The 22,722-nt window shown below is 41.1% G+C and carries 13 protein-coding genes; 9 read left to right on the forward strand and 4 right to left on the reverse strand.

Features of this window, described 5'->3' with window-relative positions:
* The 3 genes from H6G75_RS00570 to H6G75_RS00580 all read right to left on the reverse strand — a co-directional run bounded on the left by H6G75_RS00570 (nucleotide 1) and on the right by H6G75_RS00580 (nucleotide 8,206).
* A complete protein-coding gene (locus H6G75_RS00570; protein WP_190978069.1) occupies nucleotides 1-5,409 on the reverse strand; it encodes a type I polyketide synthase in 5,409 nt (1,802 codons plus the stop codon).
* Nucleotides 5,410-5,713: 304 nt separating this feature from the next.
* Nucleotides 5,714-5,992, reverse strand: a complete 279-nt coding sequence (locus H6G75_RS00575; RefSeq protein ID WP_190592283.1) for a hypothetical protein — start codon at nucleotides 5,990-5,992, stop codon at nucleotides 5,714-5,716.
* A gap of 876 nt (nucleotides 5,993-6,868) precedes the next feature.
* A complete protein-coding gene (locus H6G75_RS00580) occupies nucleotides 6,869-8,206 on the reverse strand; it encodes a ParB N-terminal domain-containing protein (RefSeq protein ID WP_190978297.1) in 1,338 nt (445 codons plus the stop codon).
* 751 nt (nucleotides 8,207-8,957) lie between these two features.
* On the opposite strand from H6G75_RS00580, the gene H6G75_RS00585 reads away from it, so the two are divergent.
* The 7 genes from H6G75_RS00585 (at nucleotide 8,958) to H6G75_RS00615 (ending at nucleotide 17,740) form a co-directional block, all read left to right on the forward strand.
* Nucleotides 8,958-10,163: an ABC exporter membrane fusion protein gene (locus H6G75_RS00585; RefSeq protein ID WP_190978070.1), complete on the forward strand. Its 1,206-nt coding sequence runs from the start codon at nucleotides 8,958-8,960 to the stop codon at nucleotides 10,161-10,163.
* 100 nt (nucleotides 10,164-10,263) lie between these two features.
* Complete coding sequence (devC, locus tag H6G75_RS00590) at nucleotides 10,264-11,442, forward strand: ABC transporter permease DevC (RefSeq protein WP_190978071.1); 1,179 nt, start codon at nucleotides 10,264-10,266, stop codon at nucleotides 11,440-11,442.
* A gap of 144 nt (nucleotides 11,443-11,586) precedes the next feature.
* Nucleotides 11,587-12,588 (forward strand): NAD(P)-dependent oxidoreductase, encoded by a 1,002-nt coding sequence (locus H6G75_RS00595; protein ID WP_190978072.1) that lies wholly within the window; start codon nucleotides 11,587-11,589, stop codon nucleotides 12,586-12,588.
* 161 nt (nucleotides 12,589-12,749) lie between these two features.
* Nucleotides 12,750-13,217, forward strand: coding sequence for a DUF2141 domain-containing protein (locus H6G75_RS00600; protein ID WP_190978073.1), 468 nt, complete (start codon nucleotides 12,750-12,752; stop codon nucleotides 13,215-13,217).
* 174 nt (nucleotides 13,218-13,391) lie between these two features.
* Nucleotides 13,392-14,651 (forward strand): glycosyltransferase family 2 protein, encoded by a 1,260-nt coding sequence (locus H6G75_RS00605; protein WP_190978074.1) that lies wholly within the window; start codon nucleotides 13,392-13,394, stop codon nucleotides 14,649-14,651.
* A gap of 297 nt (nucleotides 14,652-14,948) precedes the next feature.
* Entirely contained in the window at nucleotides 14,949-16,208 is a 1,260-nt protein-coding gene (locus H6G75_RS00610) for a glycosyltransferase family 2 protein (RefSeq protein WP_190978075.1), read from the forward strand.
* 263 nt (nucleotides 16,209-16,471) lie between these two features.
* Entirely contained in the window at nucleotides 16,472-17,740 is a 1,269-nt protein-coding gene (locus H6G75_RS00615) for a glycosyltransferase (RefSeq protein WP_190978076.1), read from the forward strand.
* A 129-nt stretch (nucleotides 17,741-17,869) separates the two neighbouring features.
* On the opposite strand, the gene H6G75_RS00620 is transcribed toward H6G75_RS00615, so the two are convergent.
* Entirely contained in the window at nucleotides 17,870-19,318 is a 1,449-nt protein-coding gene (locus H6G75_RS00620) for an AAA-like domain-containing protein (RefSeq protein WP_190978077.1), read from the reverse strand.
* Nucleotides 19,319-19,964: 646 nt separating this feature from the next.
* On the opposite strand from H6G75_RS00620, the gene H6G75_RS00625 reads away from it, so the two are divergent.
* Nucleotides 19,965-21,041: a hypothetical protein gene (locus H6G75_RS00625; protein ID WP_190978078.1), complete on the forward strand. Its 1,077-nt coding sequence runs from the start codon at nucleotides 19,965-19,967 to the stop codon at nucleotides 21,039-21,041.
* A 692-nt stretch (nucleotides 21,042-21,733) separates the two neighbouring features.
* Nucleotides 21,734-22,609, forward strand: coding sequence for an SDR family oxidoreductase (locus H6G75_RS00630; protein ID WP_190978079.1), 876 nt, complete (start codon nucleotides 21,734-21,736; stop codon nucleotides 22,607-22,609).
* The last annotated feature ends 113 nt before the right edge of the window (nucleotides 22,610-22,722 follow it).

Below are 22,722 nucleotides of genomic sequence, written 5' to 3' on the forward strand. Positions count from 1 at the left end.
TTACTTAACTACGGAAGCCTTCAAAGTAACTCGCCCGTGCGAACCATAACCCACTTCATTGATATAAAGATTCGAGTCGCACAGTTCGGCAATAATATGTTCAGCCGATTTTTGTGCATCTATCGCCGGACTCAAATCAACTGAGCGAGCAAATACTTTTGGCCATTCCCATCTCAGGGTTTTGGTAAGTCCGAATAAACCACCTGCGATCGCTCCATAATTGGTGTTATGCTCTAACCCAAATGCTCCATCTAAGCGCACTACTGTTAGGAAGCTACTGCGGGTGTAATTGGCGGTTTCGGTGAGGGATTTCTTCAAGTGTTTCGCTACAAAGAAGATGTGCTTAACTATGGCTTTGTCCTGTTCTACAGCCTGGGGATGGATATGAATAAAGCTACCAATTGTGCCAATATTAGTTGCGATCGCGGATAATTTGTGTTGGAGTAATTCTTCACTCATATCTGCAAGGGTGATACGTTCTACACCAGCAGGTAAGGGTGCTTGTTGAGCGATGATAGCTTGGGGGAAGCTTAATACTATTACTTTCCAACCGCGATCGCACAGTGTTTGGACTACGTGGGAGGTAGTGAGGGAGCCATCATCTGTAATTAAGCAGATGTGGCCCTCTGGTAAACTGAACTCTAAGCTGTCGGGTAGCGGGAGGATTTTCAGTTGCGCGGGACGACGCGCAACGTTATCGATTACTTGGACTGGCTGGAAGTCCCAGTTAGAATCAGGCTTTTTTTTTTCACCCGCAACTAGGCGTTGCAGGTAATCAACTATTTGACCGATGGTTCGCAAGTCGCCTAAGTCTTCGACGTTGGGCTTGGGTAGGTTGGGATATGTTTCTTGCATTGCTCCCAAAATTTCTACCCGTTTGATGGAGTCGATACCTAAGTCGGCTTCCATATCCATTTCGAGTTCCAGCATCTCGACTGGGTAGCCAGTTTTATCGCTGGTAATATTTAGTAGAGTTTGGGCGATATCTGCGTAATCTGTGGTATCTTCTACAATCTCTACGACTGGAGTTTCAGCAATTACTACTGTTTCAGGTGCAGGTGCTACAGGAACTACAGGTATAGTAGTAGCGACTGGCATTTCTGGTGCTGCTGGCGCGGGTAACACTGCAACTCCGACACTTGCACTTCCAGAAGAATTAGATTGCAGATATGTAATAATGTCGCCGATGCTGCGTTTTTCTGCTAGTTCTTCTAAGTTGGGCTTGGGTAAGTCAGGATACATTTCTTGTAAACCACCCAAGATTTCAACTCGTTTAATGGAGTCAATACCCAAGTCGGCTTCCATGTCCATCTCTAATTCGAGCATTTCGACTGGGTAGCCAGTTTTGTCACTGATAATAGCGAGGAGGTTTTTGTCTAAGTCGGAGACATCAACCGCAGGTACAGCTACAACGGGTGCGCTAACTACAGCTACAGGCTGAGGTGTAGGAATTTGAACAACTGGTGCGGGTGTTTCAACGATAGGCGCGGGTGTGAAAGCAACAGGTTGAGACACAGGTACAACCGCTACAGGCTGAGGTGCGGGTGTTTCAATGACAGGTGCGGGTGCAACTGCTACAGGCTGGGGTGCTGGTACGACTGGTGTTTCAACAGGTTTATGACCATTACCGTTACCATTGCCATTTTTCGCTACAGGCTCAACTACGGGAGTGGTGGGTGCAACAATTTTGGTGGTTGCAGATACAGGTGCATCGCTGACAGGGGTTGGTTCAATTGCAACACCACCAGCAATTAACTGTGAATATTGTTGCTGAATGAGATTGAAGAAATTTTTGGCGTATTCTACCTGTTCCAGAAGATATTGTTCATGGATGCGGAGAGTTTCACCTTGTTGGGAGTGAAACTGCATCATACTGCGTTCGACACCTTCCATCACCACTAGCTTCAGTTGCGCTACCTCTTGGGAAGACTTGGCGTTAGCGAACAAAGCGTTTTGCTGCTGCATCAGTTGGAAGAATGCTTTGGTATATTCCATCTGATGGTTGAGGTACTGACCGTGCGTTTGTAAGTTATCAGATTGATTCTTTTGGAATTGGGTCAGCAGGTACTCTAAGCTTTCTAGCATTCGCTGGTAATTTACCAAGTTTTCAGGTGTTGGCATATCAGTTTCCTGGGCTAGTTGATTAGAAAGGATCGCAGGATTCATTTCTGGTTCTGGTGTTGGTTCAGTGATGAGACTAGTGATAGGAGCAACTTCAGGTGCTGGTTCCGGCTTAATTATTTCTTGAAGACTTACACCTGAACCCTCTAAAACTCTTATCTCTTCTTCGCGCTCTTCGCGCCCTACCCTGCGGGAAGCCGCTTGCGCGTCTATGCGGTTCGTTTCAGAAAATTCTGGGGTAGCACTAACCACTGGCGCAGGCGCAGCAGGTAAAGAAACCTTATGTCCACTCTCCAAAGCTTCCTTGAAACCGTTTCTAGTTTTCTCCGAAACGTAGTTAATCCCATTGAGACGCACACTCAAAGTTTTCTTCTTCTCAGCAGGTAGTGTAGGTTGAACTTGATAAGGGTCAAGATTCTTCAACTGCATCCCAATGACGCGCATTTGTACTGCTGCTTCCCGCAAAGAACGATCGCTATTTTTCTGAGTGCTAGGATTCAAAGCGATGGTAATATGAGGGCGATCGCCTAAAATATCCTTAACTAAGTTAGTCAAAATCCTCTTCGGCCCAAATTCCACAAAGCAAGAACCGCCAGCCGCGTAGATATTCTCAATTTCCTGTTTAAACAGCACCGAACTAGCCAGGTGAGTTTCCAGGATGCGCTGCATTCCTGTGGGGTCTTGGGGATAAGGCTTACCAGTAACATTGCTGAAAACTGGAATTTGAGCAGTATTAAATTTGACTGACTTTGTGGCGATCGCAAAGGACTTCTGAGCAAAAGCTATCAGTGAAGTGTGGAAGGCTGCGGAAACAGGCAACGGTACAGCCGCGTATCCCTGTTCTTGCAAAGTCTGACGCACTTTAGCGATTTCTGCGGTCGGCCCTGCCAACACCACCTGAGTCGGTGAATTGAAGTTAGCAATGGATACTTGCGGATAGTGCTTCAGTATCGGCTCGATTTTGTTGATGTCCTCTTTGACAGCCAACATTGTACCGGCATCATGGTCTGGGTCTTCTGGTGCAGCCATCGCTTGACCCCTAGCTTTCACCAAGAACAAGTAATCTTGCTCACTCAACACACCCGCAGCCCACAATGCAGTTAGTTCACCAAAACTGTGTCCAGCGACGAAATCAGATTTGAAACCAGCTTTTTGTAGGATGGAATATAACCCAGCACTGAATACACCAATCGCAGGTTGAGCGTATTCTGTACGTTGCAATGCTGCAACTTGAGCATTTTTCTCTGCTTCTTCAAAGGTTGGGCGCGGGAAGACAATTTCTGAGAGTGGCTGCAAGTTATCTTTTAGCAACAAGCTATCCATGTAACCATGCAAACGCTGCATCTCAGGGAAGTTCATCACCAATTCCCGACCCATTTCTAGGTATTGGGAACCTTGGCCAGAGAACAGTGCAACAACTTTACCGCCTAATTCCATCCCAGAGGCGCGGTAGTAAATACCTTGGGGATGTTCCCAAGATGCGGCTGAACCTTTGAGTTTCAACCAGTCGATGCTGATTTGCAGCAACTTGCAAGCTTCTTGTAAGTTCTCAGCGACAAAGCCAACTCTAGCCGCAGTTTGAGGAATTTCTAGAGATTGACTATCTTGCACCAACTGAGAAAAGTGTCTGTCGCCGCCTTCTGATTGCAACTTCCATAAATCTGCTTCGCACTTGCTGAGTAGTTGCGCTGGGTTTTCAGCAAACAGCAGAATTTCTTGGGGTGTGCTGTGTATGCGGTAAGGCTGATTTTGTCCCGCTTCGTATTCTTCTAAAACTACGTGGTAGTTTGTCCCACCAAACCCGAAGGAACTTACACCCGCACGTCTTGGTGCTTCGCCTTCTGCACGTATCCAAGGTCTGGTTTCAGTATTGAGATAAAATGCCGAGTTGTTAATATCGAGTTTGGGGTTCGGCTCAGTAATATTAATGGTTGGCGGTAAAATTTTGTGATGCAGTGCCAAAGCCGTTTTAATTAAACTTGCCGCACCCGCAGCCGCTTTGGTGTGTCCGATTTGGGATTTCACACTACCTAAAGCGATGTGCTGTTTTTTCTGGTCGTATTCGCCAAAGAAGTCTCTTAAAGAACCGAATTCGGTTGGGTCGCCTGCCATTGTCCCTGTACCGTGGGCTTCCATTAGACCGACGGTAGCAGGAGAGAAACCAGCATCTTCGTAAGCGCGGCGCAAGGCGGTTACTTGACCTTCTTTGCGGGGTGCATAAATACTCTTGTAGCGGCCATCGCTGGAAGTACCGATGCCTTTGATGACGGCATAGATTTTATCGTTGTCTCTTTCTGCATCTTCTAGACGCTTGAGAACAATCATCCCGATACCTTCACCCAACATCATCCCATCAGATTTCGCATCGAATGGTTTAACACTTTCACTGGGAGACACCGCCGGGGTTTTGCTGAAGGAGATGTAAGCCATGATGGTGTTGTCGGTATCTACACCACCAGTCAGCATCATATCAGCACGATGTTCGACTAGTTCGCTAATCGCTAATTTCAACGCACCGAAGGAACTAGCACAAGCCGCGTCAACTACACAGTTAATCCCGCCGAAGTTCAAGCGGTTGGCGATGCGTCCAGCCACAACGTTAGCCAGCATACCAGGGAAAGCGTTTTCATCCCACTTGACGTAGGCAGCTTTAATTTTGTCAACGATTTTTTTGGTATCTTCGTCAGACAAACCACTGCTTTTAAGAACCTTTTCCCAAATCGGATATTCTAACCGTGCAGCTAGTGGCATTCCCAATTGTTTAGCCATAGCCACACCGAGAACTACCCCAGTTGTTTCGCGGCTAAACTCACGAGATTCACCATAACCAGAATCTTCCATTGCTTCTTTCGCAACTACCAAACTTAGTAGCTGTGAAACATCAGTTACTTCTAAAATGCTGGGGGGAATACCAAATTCCATCGGGTTAAAATCAACCTCTGGAATAAAACCGCCGCGTTTACAATAGGTTTTATCTTCTGGGGTTCTGGGGTTGGGGTCGTAGTAATCTTCTACGCTCCAGTGGGAGGGAGGAACATCAGTAATACAATCGATTTTGTTAATGATATTTTGCCAATATTCTCGCAAATTTCTAGCTTTCGCAAATAGCGAAGCCATACCCACAATAGCTATAGGATTTTGTTGCAATTGTCTGTTAAGTTTGTTAATCGACATTGGTTTGTCTGTCGTCATCTTTTTTTCCTCTATATACCGAATCAAAGTTTTTTCACAACTGTTGATCTGGGCTTCTAATTCCGCCAAAGCAGTATCAATTGAATAAGCAGACATAGGACATAGACAGTTTTTAATTACTGTGGATTGTGAAGCTACAGTAGTCTGTGTTACCCGTCAAAAAGTATCTGTCTGTTGTGACAAGCAACTAGCTATCCTATGTATGAAGGCTAAATGCTTTTTTCCTAACAAACACTACACAATACAAATAGAGGTGAAGAATTAAGTTGGTAGAAATGTCATTTGTCACTTGTACTGAGCGAAGCCGAAGTATTGGTCATTTGTCATTTGTAAAGTTTATAGACATAACCTAGTGACATTTATTCGCACCATCAGAATGAAGCTTTTCATACTTCATACTTCATACTTCACACTTCTCTTGATATTGTGGTAGCAGGTCAATAACGTTGTTGAAACTGGTAAAATAATCTTGAAGCGCGTTAGCAGCTTGACCAGTAAATTCAAGCCATTCGTAATGGTAGAAGTTTTGTGTGATTGCATCAGGCTGGAACAATGGAAACTTAGGAGTAGCCATGAGGACAGAAACGCTTTTTTCTCCCAAGCTCGTTTGATTATCTAGCTTAACAGCAGCAACGTAGCTGGTATTAATGACAACGTTCTGTATCTTGATAAATGCCATAGCCAGTTTCAACGTCCAGGATAATATATTGTACGGAATTCGACCCAGAAAAGCTGACAAGTTCGTTACCGAAAGAACATCACCTCTACTTTAAATTTCACAGTAATTTGAAGAAATTAACCAACAGTTACAAGGTGATAGTGATGCGACTTTGTATAGTATGTTTCTCATCTTCAAGCACAATAAATGTGTTCTGTTTCCGTTGGGCTTTGAAGAGTTGAATTAATAAAAAGAATAACACACTTCACATAAACTAAATCATTTCTTCAAGGGATTTTAAGAAAAAAATCTGGCTTTTAGTAGATGGCAATGTTAAACACAATATTGCATTCAAGTATATTTGCAAACTCATATTTAGTGGTTGTGAATTTACGCGATCGCTATCCAAAATCCAAATACAGCTTAATTTCCTAGCCATTAGCACCATCAGCATATTCCGTAGACAATCCATAAGCAAATACATGGGTATATATCCGATATTTTCAACGTAGCATCATAATTTGATTCGACTTTTTGATGAATTTTTAAAATAAGGCAAAAAACAACACCAATAAGTTAGGAATCAGCAAATATTAAAATTTTAGAAAGTACAGTATAAACAATACTTTGATGACATTTCATAAATTACAAACATTTGAGTGTTGAAATGTATATCTGCTAAAAACGTTACAGAAAATCAGGTGTTCCAGATCCCCGACTTCTTTAAGAAGTCGGGGATCTAACTTCTCACGAGTATTTCATGCTAAGTAGTACACAGAATTAAATTTAAAGCAAATCAAAGAAACCTGCTTGTTATCAAAAGTTTCTCCTACTACCTGGTTGGTGAATCTCGACTTCGCTCGATTACCGCGAAGCCGAACCACTGCCTTCTACTTATCAAACACTCACCATTTTTTTTGCTAACTTGCCAGTCAATTGCTGCCAACGCATCACGCCGCGATTAACCAATTGCTGATTTTCATCGCCAATAAAACAGATGCGTCCCAATCTTTCACAAGTAGCCAATATTTCACCATTCCCCATAAATGGTGCAATGATAAAATTATTGGGACTGGTGTAGAAATTTATTAAATAATTGACAACACCTTCTATACCTTCTATGTGAATTGGTGATTGGGGTTTAGCGATCGCATGATGTGAAAAAATGCCTATATAAAGGTTATTTACTAACAACTCATATTGAAATGGCATTTTGTTATGTTTGTAAAAATCGTAAATTTGTCCTTCAGAACGGAGGACAGCTACCACTCTGGCTTCGTCTACTAGATAATTATGTTGCCATGTAGAGGATACAGTAGCGATCGCCAGTGCTGCATCTGAAGGTAACAAATTCCGAAACTGTGAAGTGTAAGTATCGCCACAATAAACCAAATGTCTTCCCAACATCCATTCTTCACCAACTTTGATGGCGGGTTCTACATTGGCTTTGGTTTGCTCAATTGCTTGTTCTACCTGGCGTTGCACCTTTTTGATAGCTAATTTCGCTTCTTTCTCCGCCATAGCACTTTTAAAGGCTAATATCTGTAACTCTTTTTGCTTTTTGTTAGCTTCTGCAATTAATTGTGTTTGCTGGATAATTGCTGGTTCATCTCCCTGTTTTTGGGCTAATTCCAAAGCTTTTTGTGCAGTTTCGGCTAAACTGCGTTCTTCGCTACCAGCCCTAGCAATTTTCAGTAGTATTGTAGGACTGTCAGCTAGAGATGTACCTTTAATCATCTGTTTCACATCTGGATGGATACTTTTAGCGATTTGCTTTCCATGTTGAAAAGTGCGCTCAGAGTATCCAACTTCCTTCGCCAACTCGATGGTTCTTTTAGGTGGTGAAATGGTTGCACCACCTTTGAGAGTATGTTGGTTATCTCCAGCTTTCGCCCGTAACCCCATCCGCTCTAAAATCTGGTCACGCTCTAACCACAATTCTGAACGCTCCAAGGGTTCTAATTCATTGCGAATCAGGTTTTCGTCAATTTCTGCCAGCCGCGCTTGGTCAGCATCTTGATAGTTAACAACATTACATTCGATTGTTTCTAACCCCAAAAGCTGACAAGCTGTGAGGCGATGTAAACCAGCAACCAAGGTCAAATTCTGATCTACCGTGATGGGGTTGAGTAAACCATTGGCTTTAATTGATTCTTTTAACTCACTAACTTTATGAGCATTAACAGGACGGCGGTTAGCACCTATATGAATTTGATCGATAGCAATAACAGGCATAATTACTGTTTTCATATAAGTTCAGTTAAAACAACCAAGATAACACGCGAAGTCAATTTCACACATTTTATTTAGTGAGTTGAAATCTAGAATTTTGTTCCTGAAATTTAGGAAAATGTAGCACCTCGACTTACCTCGACTTCGCTCGGTACAAGTCGCTCGGCGACCGGAGGTAGAAGGTGAAAGTATTACTATTTGTAGCATTCATGTTTTTCAATTTTTCTCGCCTGTCTGACAATAACTATCTATACAATGTGTTTGAAATTACACAATTTTGGTAACAAATAATCATGAAAATAATTCTTAAAATTTATCCCTATTCCCTACTCCCTATTCCCCATTCCCAACCACATAGCTGAGTCATTAAAAGCTAACTTAAGCAATGCCAATCGGTTGACAAGAGTAAACAACTTTGCAATAATTGGACACAGTTTATCCAGATTTTCTAAACGCTTCATTTGAGGAAAACTAAATTTTTGGGTTAGCGTTATCGTAATTTAGAATACTGGATTTGATAGGAAATTAAGTTAAAACTGAGAAAGATTTAGAGTACAGCCTTCTGTTAGTTATCCGCACAATTAATTATCAATAGTGGTGTAAAGGCGTACAACAATTTCCATAGAAGTGTACAAAAAGTATGAAGTGTGAAGTGTGAATTATGAAGTAGAAGGAAATTTTTCATACTTCATTTTTCAGCTTAATTATCGGTCATTTTGGCTGTTCCCTGGCATAGCACGATTGGAATAAAAATATGGCACTAAAAAGATACGGCCACTTGTTTACAAAACCCTTGAGTCGGTGGCAAATAATTTTGGCAGCTTCTATTACTGTAGCTGTGGCTGGGCTAGGAACTTTTTACACTGTTGCACCAAAATCAAACCGTGTCGCAGTTCAAACCACTCAAGCAACAACACCAAAACCCGCGCCTGTAAAAGTTGCAGTCACCGCTTTAGGACGTTTGCAGCCTGAAGGTGAAGTTACTTATTTGTCTGCGCCTAATTCTATCAACGGTGTACGAGTAGAAAAACTGTTGGTAAAAGAAGGAGATGAAGTCAAAGCTGGGCAGGTATTGGCGTATTTAGAAGATTATGGGCGTGCCACAGCAGCCCTACAACAATCTTTAGATAAATTACAAGTTGCCAAAGCTAAATTAGCGCAAGTGAAAGCTGGGGCAAAATCTGGAGATATCGAGGCGCAAAAAGCCAGCATTGCGAATTTAGCATCTCAATTAAAAGGAGAAGTTGCCACACAACAAGCAACTATTAACCGCATCAAAGCGGAAGTTGATAACGCTCAAACCGAAAACGATCGCTATCAGCAATTATACAAACAAGGTGCGATCGCGGCTTCTGTTGCCGACAGCAAAGCCTTACAACTCAAAACCGCACAGCAACAACTCACCGAAGCTCAAGCTGCACTAACTCGTACACAAAACACTCTACAAGACCAACAAAAAGAAGCGCAAGCCAGACTCAGCAGTATTAAAGAAGTACGTTCTGTAGATGTTGAAGCAGCACAAACAGAAGTTAAAAGTGCTGTCACAGCAATTAAACAAGCCAAAGCTGACTACGAATTAACATACATTAAAGCTCCCATTGACGGTAGAATTCTCAAAATTCATGCCAAAACTGGTGAAGTTATCAATACTTCTGGTTTTGCAGAAATCGGTAAGATATCGCAAATGTATGTAGTTGCAGAAGTGTATCAAACCGATATTCAAAAAGTACGTATAGGTCAAAAAGCATCAATTACCAGTGCTGCATTTGCTGGAAAATTGCAGGGAACTGTGAAAGAAATTGGTTGGCAAGTTGACAAACAAAGCATCTTTAGTCTCAACCCCAGGTCTGATACCGACCGCAGAATTGTAGAAGTCAAAATCTCCATTGATAACCCCGCAGATAGTCAAAAAGTAGCTCGGATGACAAATCTGCAAGTGGATGTATCTATTCAAATTTAGTCAATAGTTAATAGTCAATAGTCAACATAACAAATGACTAATACTTCGGCTTCGCTCAGTACAAGTGACTAATGACAAATAACAAATAACAAATGAATCCATGAATTTCAAGATTCCTTTAGCATGGCTACAGCTTGCACAACAAAAGATTCGTTTTGTCGTTGCTGTAGCCGGAATTGCTTTCATTGTGCTGCTGATGTTTGTCCAGTTAGGGTTTCAAGATGCACTGTATTCTAGTGCAACCGCAGTGCATCAAAGCCTACGCGGGGACTTATTTTTAGTTAGCGCACAATATAAGTCTTTGACATCTAATCAAAGCTTTTCTCGCACTCGTTTATATCAATCTTTGGGGTTTGATGGTGTTGAATCTGTTAGCACCATGTACTTGCAATTTGCCAAGTTAAAAAATCCCGTCAATGGTGAGAAATATTCTATTTATGTGATTGGCTTTGACCCAGGAAATCCGGTACTAAATATCCCAGAAATTGAGCAGAATTTGGACAAGCTCAAAATTCCTGATGTCATGCTATTTGACCGCGATTCTCGTCCAGAATTTGGGCCAATTGCTGCAAATTTTGATAAAGGAAATACTGAACAGACAATTGAAATTTTTCCTTTTGATGGGCCGATTGGCTATAACGTGCGAGTCGGTGGGTTATTTAGCTTAGGCCCCTCCTTTGGTGTAGATGGAAACTTAATTGTCAGCGACTCAACTTTTTTGCGGATAAATCCCAATACTCGTCCAGCAGAAAAAATTGACATCGGCATAATTACTCTCAAGCCTGGTGCTGATAAAGAAAAAGTTTTAAAGAGTTTACAAGCAAATTTACCGAATGATGTTCTAGTTTTTACTCGTCAAGGCTTTATCAACTTTGAGAAACAATATTGGGCTGATAGAACACCGATTGGTTTTATTTTGAATCTAATGTTAACAATGGCTTCTGTGGTAGGTGTGGTGATTGTTTATCAAATTCTCTACAGCAATATTGCCACTCAATTTATTGCTTATGCGACATTAAAAGCCATTGGTTATCCCAATTCTTATTTGTTAAAGGTAGTATTTCAACAAGCGTTAATCTTGGCATTTCTCTCATATATTCCCGGATTTTTCACTTCCATAATTTTGTATGACTTTGCAAGGGAAGCAACAAAATTACCCATCATGATGAATGCTACAAATGCCTTGATAGTGTTTATCTCAGCAGTCTTGATGTGTATTACCTCTGGCGCACTTGCCATTAATAAATTGCGTTCTGCTGACCCGGCAGATATTTTTTAGAGGCTAGAGACTGGAGGCTAGGGATTAAGAGTTAAATAGTATTTTCATTCAGTCTTCTATCTATCTATTTATATTTAGCTTCTAGCCCCTAGCCCCTAACGCCTCACCTTCAACATTCAAACTTTAGTAAAAAAATAACCCCTGATGAACTTACAAAACAAAACTCTCCTGATTACTGGGATTGATGATTTTATCGGGTTGCGTGCAGCCGAGTTAGCTATAGCGCAGGGAATGAAGGTGCGCGGGTTGCAAAGTTCTAGCGATCGCAAGATACCACAAAATCTTAACGTAGAAGCGATCGCTGGTAACATTACCGACCCGAAAATTGCCCAAAAAGCTTGTCAGGGAGTCGATATCGTTCTCCACACAGCACAACTTACCCAAGAAGCTGGCCCCATCAAAGAGTTTCGGGAAATCAACGTCAACGGTACTCTCAACATCGCAAAAGCCGCCAAAAGTGCTGGCGTAAAAACCTTTGTTCACCTCTCCAGTGCGATGGTATATGGCTTTGATTATCCCGATGGCGTAAGCGAAACTGGCCCTTTATCTGGTGATAATAATCCTTATTGCCAGACCAAAATTGAAGCTGAACAAGAACTTTTACCCCTCAACTCTCCACCAGACTTTGGTGTGATTGTAATTCGTGCTGGTGATGTTTATGGCCCTGGCTGTATCCCTTGGATAATCAGACCACTTTTGATGATGCGTCAAAAGCTATTTGCCTATGCTAACGATGGTCAAGGAGTCATCAACCATCTATATATAGATAATCTGATTGATGCCATCTTTTTAGCTATTCAAAAAGAAGCTTACGGTGAAGTTTTTAACATTACCGACGGTCAACAAACTTCCTGGAAAGAGTATTTCATGCGTTTGGCTGCAACCGAAGGTTTACAGGCTCCGATGTCTGTACCAAAAGATGAAATCAAACTATTTCTCAAAATCCGTAGTCAAGGACAAAAACTATTTCGGAAAAAAGCTGATATTCTCCCAGAATCAGTTGATTTTATGACCCGTCCCTATGCCTATTCTATTGCTAAAGCCCAAAACTTATTAGATTACAAACCCAAAGTTGATCTAGAAGAAGGCTTGCGTAGAACATCTGAATGGGTGCAGAAAACAGACATCCAAAAACTAGTTAAGTAGTGTAATCGGCTATCATCTACTTAATTTTTTAACGAACCGCCAAGAACGCCAAGGACGCAGAGTAAATAATCCAGAGATTAGGTAGAGACTTAGCGTACCTCCGCGTTAACCTCAGCGCACCTCTGCGTTAAAAGAAAAACATTACCTCTTCATGAATCATCATGCGTAAAATTGCACGTTGGTCTTACTTTGTGCTTTCTTCTTTAATCAGCATTTATTGTATTAAACCCGTAACCGCAGAACAAACTGCAACACTCACTATTGTAGTCAAAAATGTTCGCCATCAAAAAGGTGATGTATGCTTCCGCATTTACGCCGGGGAAAAAGGTTTCCCCATGAGCGATAAAAGTGAAGTCCAAAGTGGTTGCGCCAAAATTACAGGTAACACTGTAGTTAAAAAATTCTCTGGTTTAAAACATGGTACTTATGCAGTAGCGATTGTTGACGACCAAAATGGCGATCGCAAATTAAATACAGACTTCTTCGGTATCCCTAAAGAAGGCTTTGGTATTTCTAAAAATCCTACAGTTTCAGTTCAAACAGGTACACCAAAATTTCGTGACGCTAGTTTTGTCGTTAACAAAAACACCAGCATCAATATTTACATGAAATACTCTCTTGATCCTTAATAACTAATCTTGTTAAGGCTGGGTATATGGGTATAGGGGTGTAGGGTATAGGGGAAGAAAAGATGATTGGTAAATATCATAGGTTTTTATTTCTATCCCTTAAACTCTTACCCCCTTACACCCTTACACCCCTAAACTCCTACACCCCTCCTCAACGCCTTTCCTCTAAAATTCATGGAAGCATTTACGATATTCCTGTCTAAGTCTTTGCTGGGTTGGCTGGCTATTCAGGTGTGTCTAGCACTTGTTTTCTTGTTCTATTTGCGCTTGGGCAATAGAAGCACATTAGCAGATGAGCAGCTACCTAAAACGGCGGTAATTCTTTGTTTACGTGGAGCCGATCCGTTTTTACCGGAATGTTTGCGATCGCTTCTCACTCAAAATTATCCACAATACACTTTAAAACTAGTTGTCGATAGTCAAACAGATCCAGCTTGGCAAATAGCCCACGATACTATCAGTCAACTAGGCGCAACTAATGTTGATATCAGCTATTTAAGGGTGATTCGCCACAATTGCAGCCTCAAATGCAGCGCCCTTTTACAAGTTTTTGCCGAATTAGATGATGCTTACGAAGTTGTAGCTTTTGTGGATGCTGATACGGTAGTCCATCCCAACTGGTTGCGAGAATTAGTTAGCCCTTTATCTCATCCCAAAGTCGGCGCGACAACTGGTAATCGTTGGTATGTACCAACTGGTAAATATTGGGGTTCAGTAGTCCGCTATGCAGGTAATGTCTCCACAGTTGTGCAGATGTTTTTATTTGGTATTCCTTGGGGTGGTACTTTAGCCATCAAAACAGAACTACTACGCCACACCGGAATACTGGATATGTGGGGTAAAGCCTTAAATGAAGACTTGATGATGCACAAAGTTTTGAAAAAACACGGAATGCAAATCAAGTTTGTACCTTCTTTGATGATGTTAAATCGGGAAGAATCTGATTTACTCGGCTTAATAGATCATCTCAAACGACTGTTTTTATACTCTAGACTTTATCATCCGCAATGGATAGCTATCGTTGGTGATGTAATTTCTAGCATTTTATTTCCCGCTATTACTATTGTTTTGTTACTAGCCTCTTTGTGGGATGAAGAATGGCAAACTGCCGCCTTATTATTTCGCTCTTATAGCATCTACACCCTGGGGCTACTTTTACTCATGTTGACATTAGAGATAGGAGTCAGACCAGTAATTTTAAATCAAGGTCAGTCAGTAACAAAATTATCCCTTGGCACAATATTAAAAATGTTGATTGCCATCCCGTTAACACAATGGGTATATGGTTTAGCAATGCTTAAGTCTTTGTTGAAATCAACTGTGAAATGGCGGGGTGTTATCTATCGTGTCCAAGGGCCTTGGAACGTTCGCTTAGTGGAATACCAAGCTTATGATTTTTTGGATCAACCGATAGATAGCAAAATATCTTTGTGAGTTAAAAGGGGCTAGTACAACAAGGCAAAAGTAAAAAGTCAAAAGGAAAAAGAAAGAATCGTGATACCACAAGTCTTTTAATAATTACCGATGATCTGTTTATTTACGCCAATCTGTACTAGAGTTTTAATCGCCAATCATCAGATCCCCGACTTCTTAGAGAAGTCGGGGATCTGAAAGTCCAAAATCCTATCGAACTCTGTGTAAATCCTGCGTCAGTTGACTGTTATTTTTCGTGAGTCACAAAAGCTATTTATAGCTGGTTTTTCAGATGCAATTGCGTAGGGTTTCTCAAACATGAATGAGTTAATAATATTCTTGTCTCGGTGCTTGTTGAGTTGGTTAGCTGTTCAAGTATGTTCGGTGTTGGCTTTGTTGTGGTGTCTGTCTTCACGACCACAAGACCCATTACTAGATGAAGAACTGCCGAAAACAGCAATAATTCTCTGCTTGCGTGGTGCTGATCCGTTTTTACCAAATTGCTTGCGATCGCTACTCCATCAGGACTACCCTAACTATAATTTGAAGTTGGTTGTGGATAGCATCGAAGACCCCGCATGGCAAATAGCCCACAATACTATCAATGAACTAGGGGCGACTAACGTTGACATCCAACCACTCAAAATAGTCCGCAATAGTTGTAGCCTCAAATGTAGTTCCTTGATTCAAGCTGTCTCGGAACTCGATGAGTCTTACGAGGTTGTGGCTTTAGTTGATGCAGATACCGTCGTGCATCCCAATTGGTTGCGGGAATTAGTCACACCTCTCAATAACCCGAAAGTCGGTGCAACCACAGGGAATCGTTGGTATGTTCCGACAGGTAGATATTGGGGTACTGTAGTCCGCTACATCTGGAATGTTTCAGCACTTGTACAGATGTTTCTTTATGGCATTCCGTGGGGTGGAACCTTAGCAGTCAAAACCTCTGTACTTCATCAAACAGGGCTGCTAGATAAGTGGGGTAAAGCCTTTGGCGAAGATACGATGATTCGTAGCATTTTAGGTAAGTATAAACTCAAAGTTCAGTTTGTGCCTTCTTTGATTATGTTGAATAGGGAAGAGTGCGATTTACCGAGTTTAAGATACTGGTTTCAACGTCAATTGTTATCTTCTCGCTTGTACCATCCTTTATGGATAGCTGTAGCTACTGATGTGATTTTCACAATTATGCTACCGAATCTTTTATTGCTAGTATTTTTCGCGGCTTGGTTGATAGGAGAAGGAGACAGTGCCAATTTAGCTTTGAGTTGGTATGTCAGTTATATGTTGGCTTTAGTTATGCTAATCCTCTTTTTAGAGTTAGGAGTACAGCCAGAAATTCGCGCTCAAGGTCAACAAGTAACAAAACTCTCCGCAGCCGTAATTGGGAAAATTGCGATAACTTTGCCCTTTACACAATGGATTTATGGGTTAGCTATGTTAGCATCGTTTCAGATGCCCACAGTTCATTGGCGTGGTGTAACATATCAAGTTCAAGGCCCTTGGAATATCCGTCTTGTAGAATATCGTCCTTATCATTTACAAGATCAGCCAAGCGATCGCAAAGTTTCTCTCTAACATTCAGAAGTCAGAAGTGATCTTCATGCTATTCAGCACTCAGTAATGAGTGTGGTAAGAGGCTAATTTATTAATCCTTCTGACTTCTAACTCCTGAATTCTTCTTCCAGGAATTTCTCTAGCAATGCGTAAATCCTCAAATTAGCGTTTTGCGGTGTGAGCAAGAATTTTATAGCAATCCTATCTGATTTGTGAGGAGTCGAGTATCTTTTTCCTCACAAACGATGAAACTCCGAGAAAAAATTAACAAACTAACTAAAATCATGAAAAAGCAACAGCTACGCATTGCACTGTTTACAGGATTGTACTCTCCTTTTCTGACAGGAGTTTCCGTTGCAGTCCATCAAAGAGTTCGCTGGTTGCTACAACAAGGACATGAGGTTTTACTTGTTCATCCAGAAATCAATGATAAATATCCCAAAAAAGTTAGCGATCGCCCCATGCCAGGGCTAGATGAATTAAAATCTTTCCCGACTTTTTCTTCATACAAATTCCCCACAGAGCCTTTAATCTTTTATAAGTCTCTTCCCCAACCATTAAACTATCGTCATTGGAGTGATAATAAACTACTAAAACAATTTCAACCAGATATTATTGTGGTTGAAGAAGCTGCTCAAATGCGGGGAGTATATTCAGCATTTTTACAAGGTTATGGTCGTCCTGTCGGAGTAGGATATGCAAAAAAAACTCATACTCCAATTATTTCAGTTTTTCATACTGATATTGTTGCCTACATTAAATATTATTTAGGCGATACATTTTTCAACTTCCTCCGCCCAATTATTCCTCTGATAGTTAAACAGTTTAGTGAATCTTACGACCTGAATTTATTTTCTTCTAAAGAACAGCTTGTAAAATACCAAAACCTCCAATGTAAACGGAGTGAATATCTTCCCTATCAAGGAATTAATTGCGAAAAATTTCATCCCCAAAATATCGTTCATAACCCAATACCCAATGACAACCGACCGACATTACTATTTGTAGGACGTGTTACAGCCGAAAAAAATGTGCCTCAATTAATAGATGCTTTTCCAATAATTGCCGCTAAAGTTCCTGATGTGCATTTAGTGATTGTTGGTAGCGGCCCCTTAGATGCCGAAATTCGTCGGCGTGCAGCAAAATTTGGTTCTGGAATTACTATCTGGGGTGAGTCACACGGTACAGAACTGTTAGGTTGGTTTGCGCGTGCAGATGTATTTGTGAACCCTTCTGTAACAGAAAACTTCTGCACCACAACTAACGAAGCCTTGGCTTCAGGAACTCCTGTAGTAGCTGTGACTGCACCTTCAACATCAGAACAAGTATTTCCTGGTCAGAATGGCTTTTTAGCGGAACCAAATAACCCCAGAGATTTTGCTCACAAGGTAATCGCTATCTTAGAAAATCCTGAACTCAAAGCCGCAATGAGCGAAAAAGCTCGTCCTTCTATTCTTCAGTATGATTGGTCTGCTTGTATGGAGAAGTTTGAAGCTAGACTTTACGAAGTAGTACAAACATCTCAACCACAAAAACCCACAGTTGTGGGATAACTTGACTATCACTCTAGTTAACTAAACATAAAACAATCCCAAATGATTAGGACTCACGTAGAACAATAGTTGGTGCGTGAGTCCTGATCATTTGTGAGCGCCTAAATACCAACTTTTCATCTGTGTCTCCTAATTGTTGATTTGCCACAGGCGATCGCGGAAAAATGGACGAAATAACTCACAAGCCAGACTTGCTGTCGCACCATGCAAATGTACTAACCCCATCTTTTGCAACTGGGAAGCTTGTACAGCTTCGCAATCTATGGGGTTTGATTGCAGAACAATGTCTGTAAAATATGGCATTAAATCGGGATAGCGTTGTAGATTTAACAATTGCTGTTCTAGATGATCTGCATAGATGGCGGTGGTAGCAGCAGAATTTTCTAACAGTTCTTCTAGAGTGATTGTCTGCTGATGTAAATGGTAAAATGCCAGTTGCAACCGATAGGGGTGTCCTCCCAATAAAGCGAGAAGGCGATCGCTTTGTTGTACCGTCATTTCTTTTCCCCAACGATGTGCTAATTCTTGCACTTGATTTGGGGTAAATTCAGGTAACTCAATCACTAGTCCAGTATTCAAGAAGGATTGATTGATCACATTGGCTATCTGGAGTTCTGTGGAATGAACTGTCACCAATCGGAGGTTGTGCCAAGGATTCCTATCCACAACTCTTGCTTTAGCTTGCTCACACCAACTTCGTAAAAGTAGGAAAAATTCACGAGCAATATCTGGATAAGCAAACAACTGATTAAGTTCATCAATCGCAATCACTAAAGGGCGATTCAGGTTAGCTAAAATCACATCCTCAAAGTAATCTGTCGCATTCGATTTGCTACCCAAGGTATCATCCCAAAAATTGGCAATTACATTTGGTAAGTCTAGCTGCTTGCTGACTCTGGCACAGAACCATTGGAGGAAGCGTTCTAGGTTCTGTAAAATTTCATCGTTGGCAAGTTGCAAGCTTACAGAAACGGTTTGATATCCCAGGTTTTTAGAGTAAGCCAAGATGCGTGTCATCAGAGAGCTTTTACCCATTTGTTTAGGGGCGCGGATATTTATGGACGCACCTGATTGGTGAATAGCTTCGTAACAGAGCGATTCAAGAATGGGACGATGAATGTAGAAGACTGAATCCAAAGGCATCTGTCCCCCTGGTGGTGTCAGGGGACGAGGTTGGAGATAGTCTTGCGGTCGCTCCATTTTGTAAATTTGCTGAGTATTGTTGCGATCGCAAATTTGTTTGAAAGGAAAGCCGATTTCCGCAGCGGCCATTGAACTAATCTTTGCAAAATCGTCTTGTTCAGGTAACAAGTAAAGATAATCCTCCTTTAATAAAGTCAAATTAAAGGCGTGGAAACAGCACTCCAAAGTTCGCTTATCAACTCCCACTGAGCCAGTAAAGACCTTGCTGAGGGTATTGGGAGTTAAACCTGTTTTCTCACTCAAATCTTCGAGAGTACATCGCTTAAAGTTTTGCTGAACTTCTACATGAGCTTTTGCTTGATTTAGTTTTCTGAACCCTTGAGCCGTAAGAATTGCACCCCGCCGCCTTACATTATTTTTCGATTGTAATTGCATTTTTTTACTATTAATAAACTAGAAAAATGTATTTATTCATCTGCTTAATAAATTGAACCAAAGAGATATCATCTATCTTTTCCAGATTTATGCAATATAGTTACAAATCTTACAGACGCAATTCCGAAAAGCCTATTACCAAATTTTTGCGGAATTAGATGTTATCCCTCTTTTGTTACCTTTGTCAGAGAATAATCCGAAACGCTTAGTTTTACGTTTGTTCTCAACAAAGGAGTTTAAATGATAAAGTGGGCTGGCGATCGCTCAATTCATTAATTTGTTTAGCATTCATAAATGAGTTAGTATTTTTCTCTCCCCGTAATAACAAAAGAGTGATTATTTAGTAATAACAGCAGCATATTTTTTAATTTTGGGTTTTTTCCAAAGTTAAAAAATATATTAATTACTCTTTACAAGGTACTTAGGTTTTAAATAACTAAAACTGAGACAGAAAAAGACTTTGGGTAATTGCTGATCCAAAGTTATTAACTTTGTTCTTAAAGTTGCAAACTTTGATGGTGTTGGTGGTAAGGAAGACAGATTATCAAGGAATAAGCGAGTAAGAAGTGGCTGAACAAGAAGAATAACATCTTCATGCTGTACCTTCTTTCTCAGAAATCACCTAACTTAAATAATCTGGAGAAAAATGACCACTGAGTACACTATCTACCTCGTCAACAATTCCTCACGAACAGAACTTTTTTGGTGTTTCTTGGCTCGTCCCGAAGAACTCGTAAATGATCCTAACGTTTTCGCTAACTCCAACACCAACTTGTCAGTTAGTCCAAATTATGGTGGGATAAATACATTTACCATACCTGTGGAGTATATTCTAGGAGCTGGAGCAACTAATAATGCTGTTGCCCCGAACATCCGGATCACCTCCTCCATCACCAAGAAGGCTAAGTTGACAGAGACGTGGGAAGCAAAATACTTCGACGTGCCTCCTTACCAGGGACCTGAAATGAGCAAATCCGGCTCGATAAGTCCAGCAAACACCCTTAGCATTGAGTCTAGTCCATTTGAGCAACAAAAGAACGAAGCCCAGGGATGGTTTGCTAATATGTCTTTTGGGATTCAAACTCTGCAAGGATTCATAGGTATGACTTGGTCTCCTGCGCCCAACAAAAAGAGAATACTAACTCCCAAATTGGAATTCTATGTGTCCATTGGAGACTACGGCTCCAATAGCTTGGCTGACTGGAATGAAGTATCTAGAGGTAGTGCAGTAATCTCAGTTCCAGGCTCCTTTGATATACTTGGGAATACAACTGTCACATATAGTTCCAGTGGAAAATGGACAGTCACTCCAGGAAAACCCCCAGTTGTCAGTGATCTTGTTAGTAGCTTGATTCAGAGTCACCAATTACTATCAAAGGCTCATACTGATTTAGCGGCTTTAGTCAAAGTTAAACAGTACTCCATTAATGAGTCAGTTAATGATGTTACTGCTAAAACAGTTCAGATCAATGATGGGAATTCCAGTAATATCGATCTCGGAAATTCTACAGCAATGAATATTACAGCTAAGAACGGTAATGCTATGGTCTATGTCGATTATTTGAAAGGTGGGAAATACTCAAGCGCAATCAAGCCATCTGCTGGATATTCCAGTCCCTTCATTGTCAAAGACACACATTCCAAGACTGTGCTGAAATCAGACCTTGAATCGGAGAATGTTAGAGTTAGTGTTGAAAATGCGGATATAGTGGTGACTTATTGACCTAAAACAAGCGAGTCCAGCGATCGCCTCATATTTTAGTGAGATTGCCCACGTTGTAGCCTTTGTTAACTAAAACGCACCACATCATTAAATTCAAATTCTTTGGGTTAGCAACAGCGTAACCCACTTTATATTTTACGTTATCGCAGCTACAAATAAGCCAAAAATCCAGTCGCTATTATACTGATAATTTTGGCGTTGCATAATTGCGGGATAAAATCATAAAATTCTAATTTTCAAACTCTTGCTCTTTGCGCGGCAGTCGCTTCAAGTCGGGAAACCCGCCCAACGCGCTGCCTTGCCTTTGCGTGAGACAAAAATCATCCCCTCAATCAGCAACGCCATAATTTTGAGCGATCGCTAACACACCCGACTAAACCTTAGTGCAATTTAAGCAACAGAAAAATCTGTTAATTTACGAGTTTCTAGAGCATAGAGAGTAATATCATTTCCGGATAATCAGTGATGATTCAGTCAATCTGTGCAGACACATCAAAACCCTCTCCTCTGCTCCTCTACTCCTTCTGCGTCTTAATCATAAGTCTTTTACCGGACACGATATAAATGAGCGATCGCTAAATTGATAACTTATCACCTCGTGGCGTAAGTCCTAGTTAATATACAAATATGCTCATATTTGATGTTCGAGAATCCATCAGTAGACTCTAAGTATATTAACTTTAGGTATTTATATGTTTTTAGTAACAGGAGCAACGGGGGGAATTGGTCGTCGTGTTGTGCGACTGCTACGCCAACAGGAACAATCAGTCAGGGCGTTTGTGCGGCTGACCTCACGTTATAGTGAGTTGGAACATCGGGGTGCAGAAATCTTCATTGGTGACTTGCGCCAGGCCAAAGATATAGAAAAAGCAACTCAAGGTGTCAAATATATTATCAGCACTCACGGTTCTGAGGGTGACGCGCTCTCACTGGACTATCGCGCCAATATAGAGTTAATTGACCAAGCAAAGGCTAATCAAGTTCAGCATTTTGTGTTTGTGTCTGTGTTGGGAGTCGATCGCGGCTATGAAGATGCGCCTGTATTTAAAGCTAAACGCGCAGTCGAACAATATTTAGTAGATAGTGGCTTAAATTACACAATTTTACGTCCATCTGGACTAGCATCTAATTTGCTGCCACTGGCAGAACAGTTTCGAGAAACAGGATTGTATTTACTGATTGGTGATCGCAAAAACCGTAGCTCAGTTGTGAGTACAGATGATTTAGCAAAAATGATAGTTGATTCTGTCAAACTTACAGAGGCGCATAACCAAATATTGCCAGTTGGGGGGCCAGAAATTTTGCAACGGGAAGATATTCCGCAAATTTTTGGTCGAATTTTTAATAAAGAACCGATAGTCATCAACCCACCAGTTTTTTTAGTGGATGGTTTAAGACATATTATTGGTTTGTTCAGTCCGCAAGCGCAAACAGCCTTGGGGACTTATCAGACATTGCTATCTAATGAATTTTTCTGTAAAAAAGATGAAATAGCTAACTTAGAGAGGATTTTCAATTTTCAATTGGAAACTTTGGAAAATTTTTTACGACGCTATTTAGCAGTTTGAATTTAGAGGTTAGAGGTTACAGGTTACAGGTTAGAGCTTAGTTTAATGCGATCCCTAGTTCCTCCCCAAGTCCTCAATTCCTAAACCCTAACTCCAAGCCCCTAGCTTCTAGT

Source organism: Nostoc sp. FACHB-280 (assembly GCF_014697615.1).
Lineage (GTDB): Bacteria > Cyanobacteriota > Cyanobacteriia > Cyanobacteriales > Nostocaceae > Nostoc_B.

What these genes read in the sequence shown, in the direction of transcription:
- H6G75_RS00570 (WP_190978069.1), bottom strand. Translation starts at nt 5,409, where the DNA reads ATGTCTGCTTATTCAATTGATACTGCTTTGGCGGAATTAGAAGCCCAG.
- H6G75_RS00575 (WP_190592283.1), bottom strand. Translation starts at nt 5,992, where the DNA reads ATGGCATTTATCAAGATACAGAACGTTGTCATTAATACCAGCTACGTT.
- H6G75_RS00580 (WP_190978297.1), bottom strand. Translation starts at nt 8,206, where the DNA reads ATGCCTGTTATTGCTATCGATCAAATTCATATAGGTGCTAACCGCCGT.
- H6G75_RS00585 (WP_190978070.1), top strand. Translation starts at nt 8,958, where the DNA reads ATGGCACTAAAAAGATACGGCCACTTGTTTACAAAACCCTTGAGTCGG.
- devC (WP_190978071.1), top strand. Translation starts at nt 10,264, where the DNA reads ATGAATTTCAAGATTCCTTTAGCATGGCTACAGCTTGCACAACAAAAG.
- H6G75_RS00595 (WP_190978072.1), top strand. Translation starts at nt 11,587, where the DNA reads ATGAACTTACAAAACAAAACTCTCCTGATTACTGGGATTGATGATTTT.
- H6G75_RS00600 (WP_190978073.1), top strand. Translation starts at nt 12,750, where the DNA reads ATGCGTAAAATTGCACGTTGGTCTTACTTTGTGCTTTCTTCTTTAATC.
- H6G75_RS00605 (WP_190978074.1), top strand. Translation starts at nt 13,392, where the DNA reads ATGGAAGCATTTACGATATTCCTGTCTAAGTCTTTGCTGGGTTGGCTG.
- H6G75_RS00610 (WP_190978075.1), top strand. Translation starts at nt 14,949, where the DNA reads ATGAATGAGTTAATAATATTCTTGTCTCGGTGCTTGTTGAGTTGGTTA.
- H6G75_RS00615 (WP_190978076.1), top strand. Translation starts at nt 16,472, where the DNA reads ATGAAAAAGCAACAGCTACGCATTGCACTGTTTACAGGATTGTACTCT.
- H6G75_RS00620 (WP_190978077.1), bottom strand. Translation starts at nt 19,318, where the DNA reads ATGCAATTACAATCGAAAAATAATGTAAGGCGGCGGGGTGCAATTCTT.
- H6G75_RS00625 (WP_190978078.1), top strand. Translation starts at nt 19,965, where the DNA reads ATGACCACTGAGTACACTATCTACCTCGTCAACAATTCCTCACGAACA.
- H6G75_RS00630 (WP_190978079.1), top strand. Translation starts at nt 21,734, where the DNA reads ATGTTTTTAGTAACAGGAGCAACGGGGGGAATTGGTCGTCGTGTTGTG.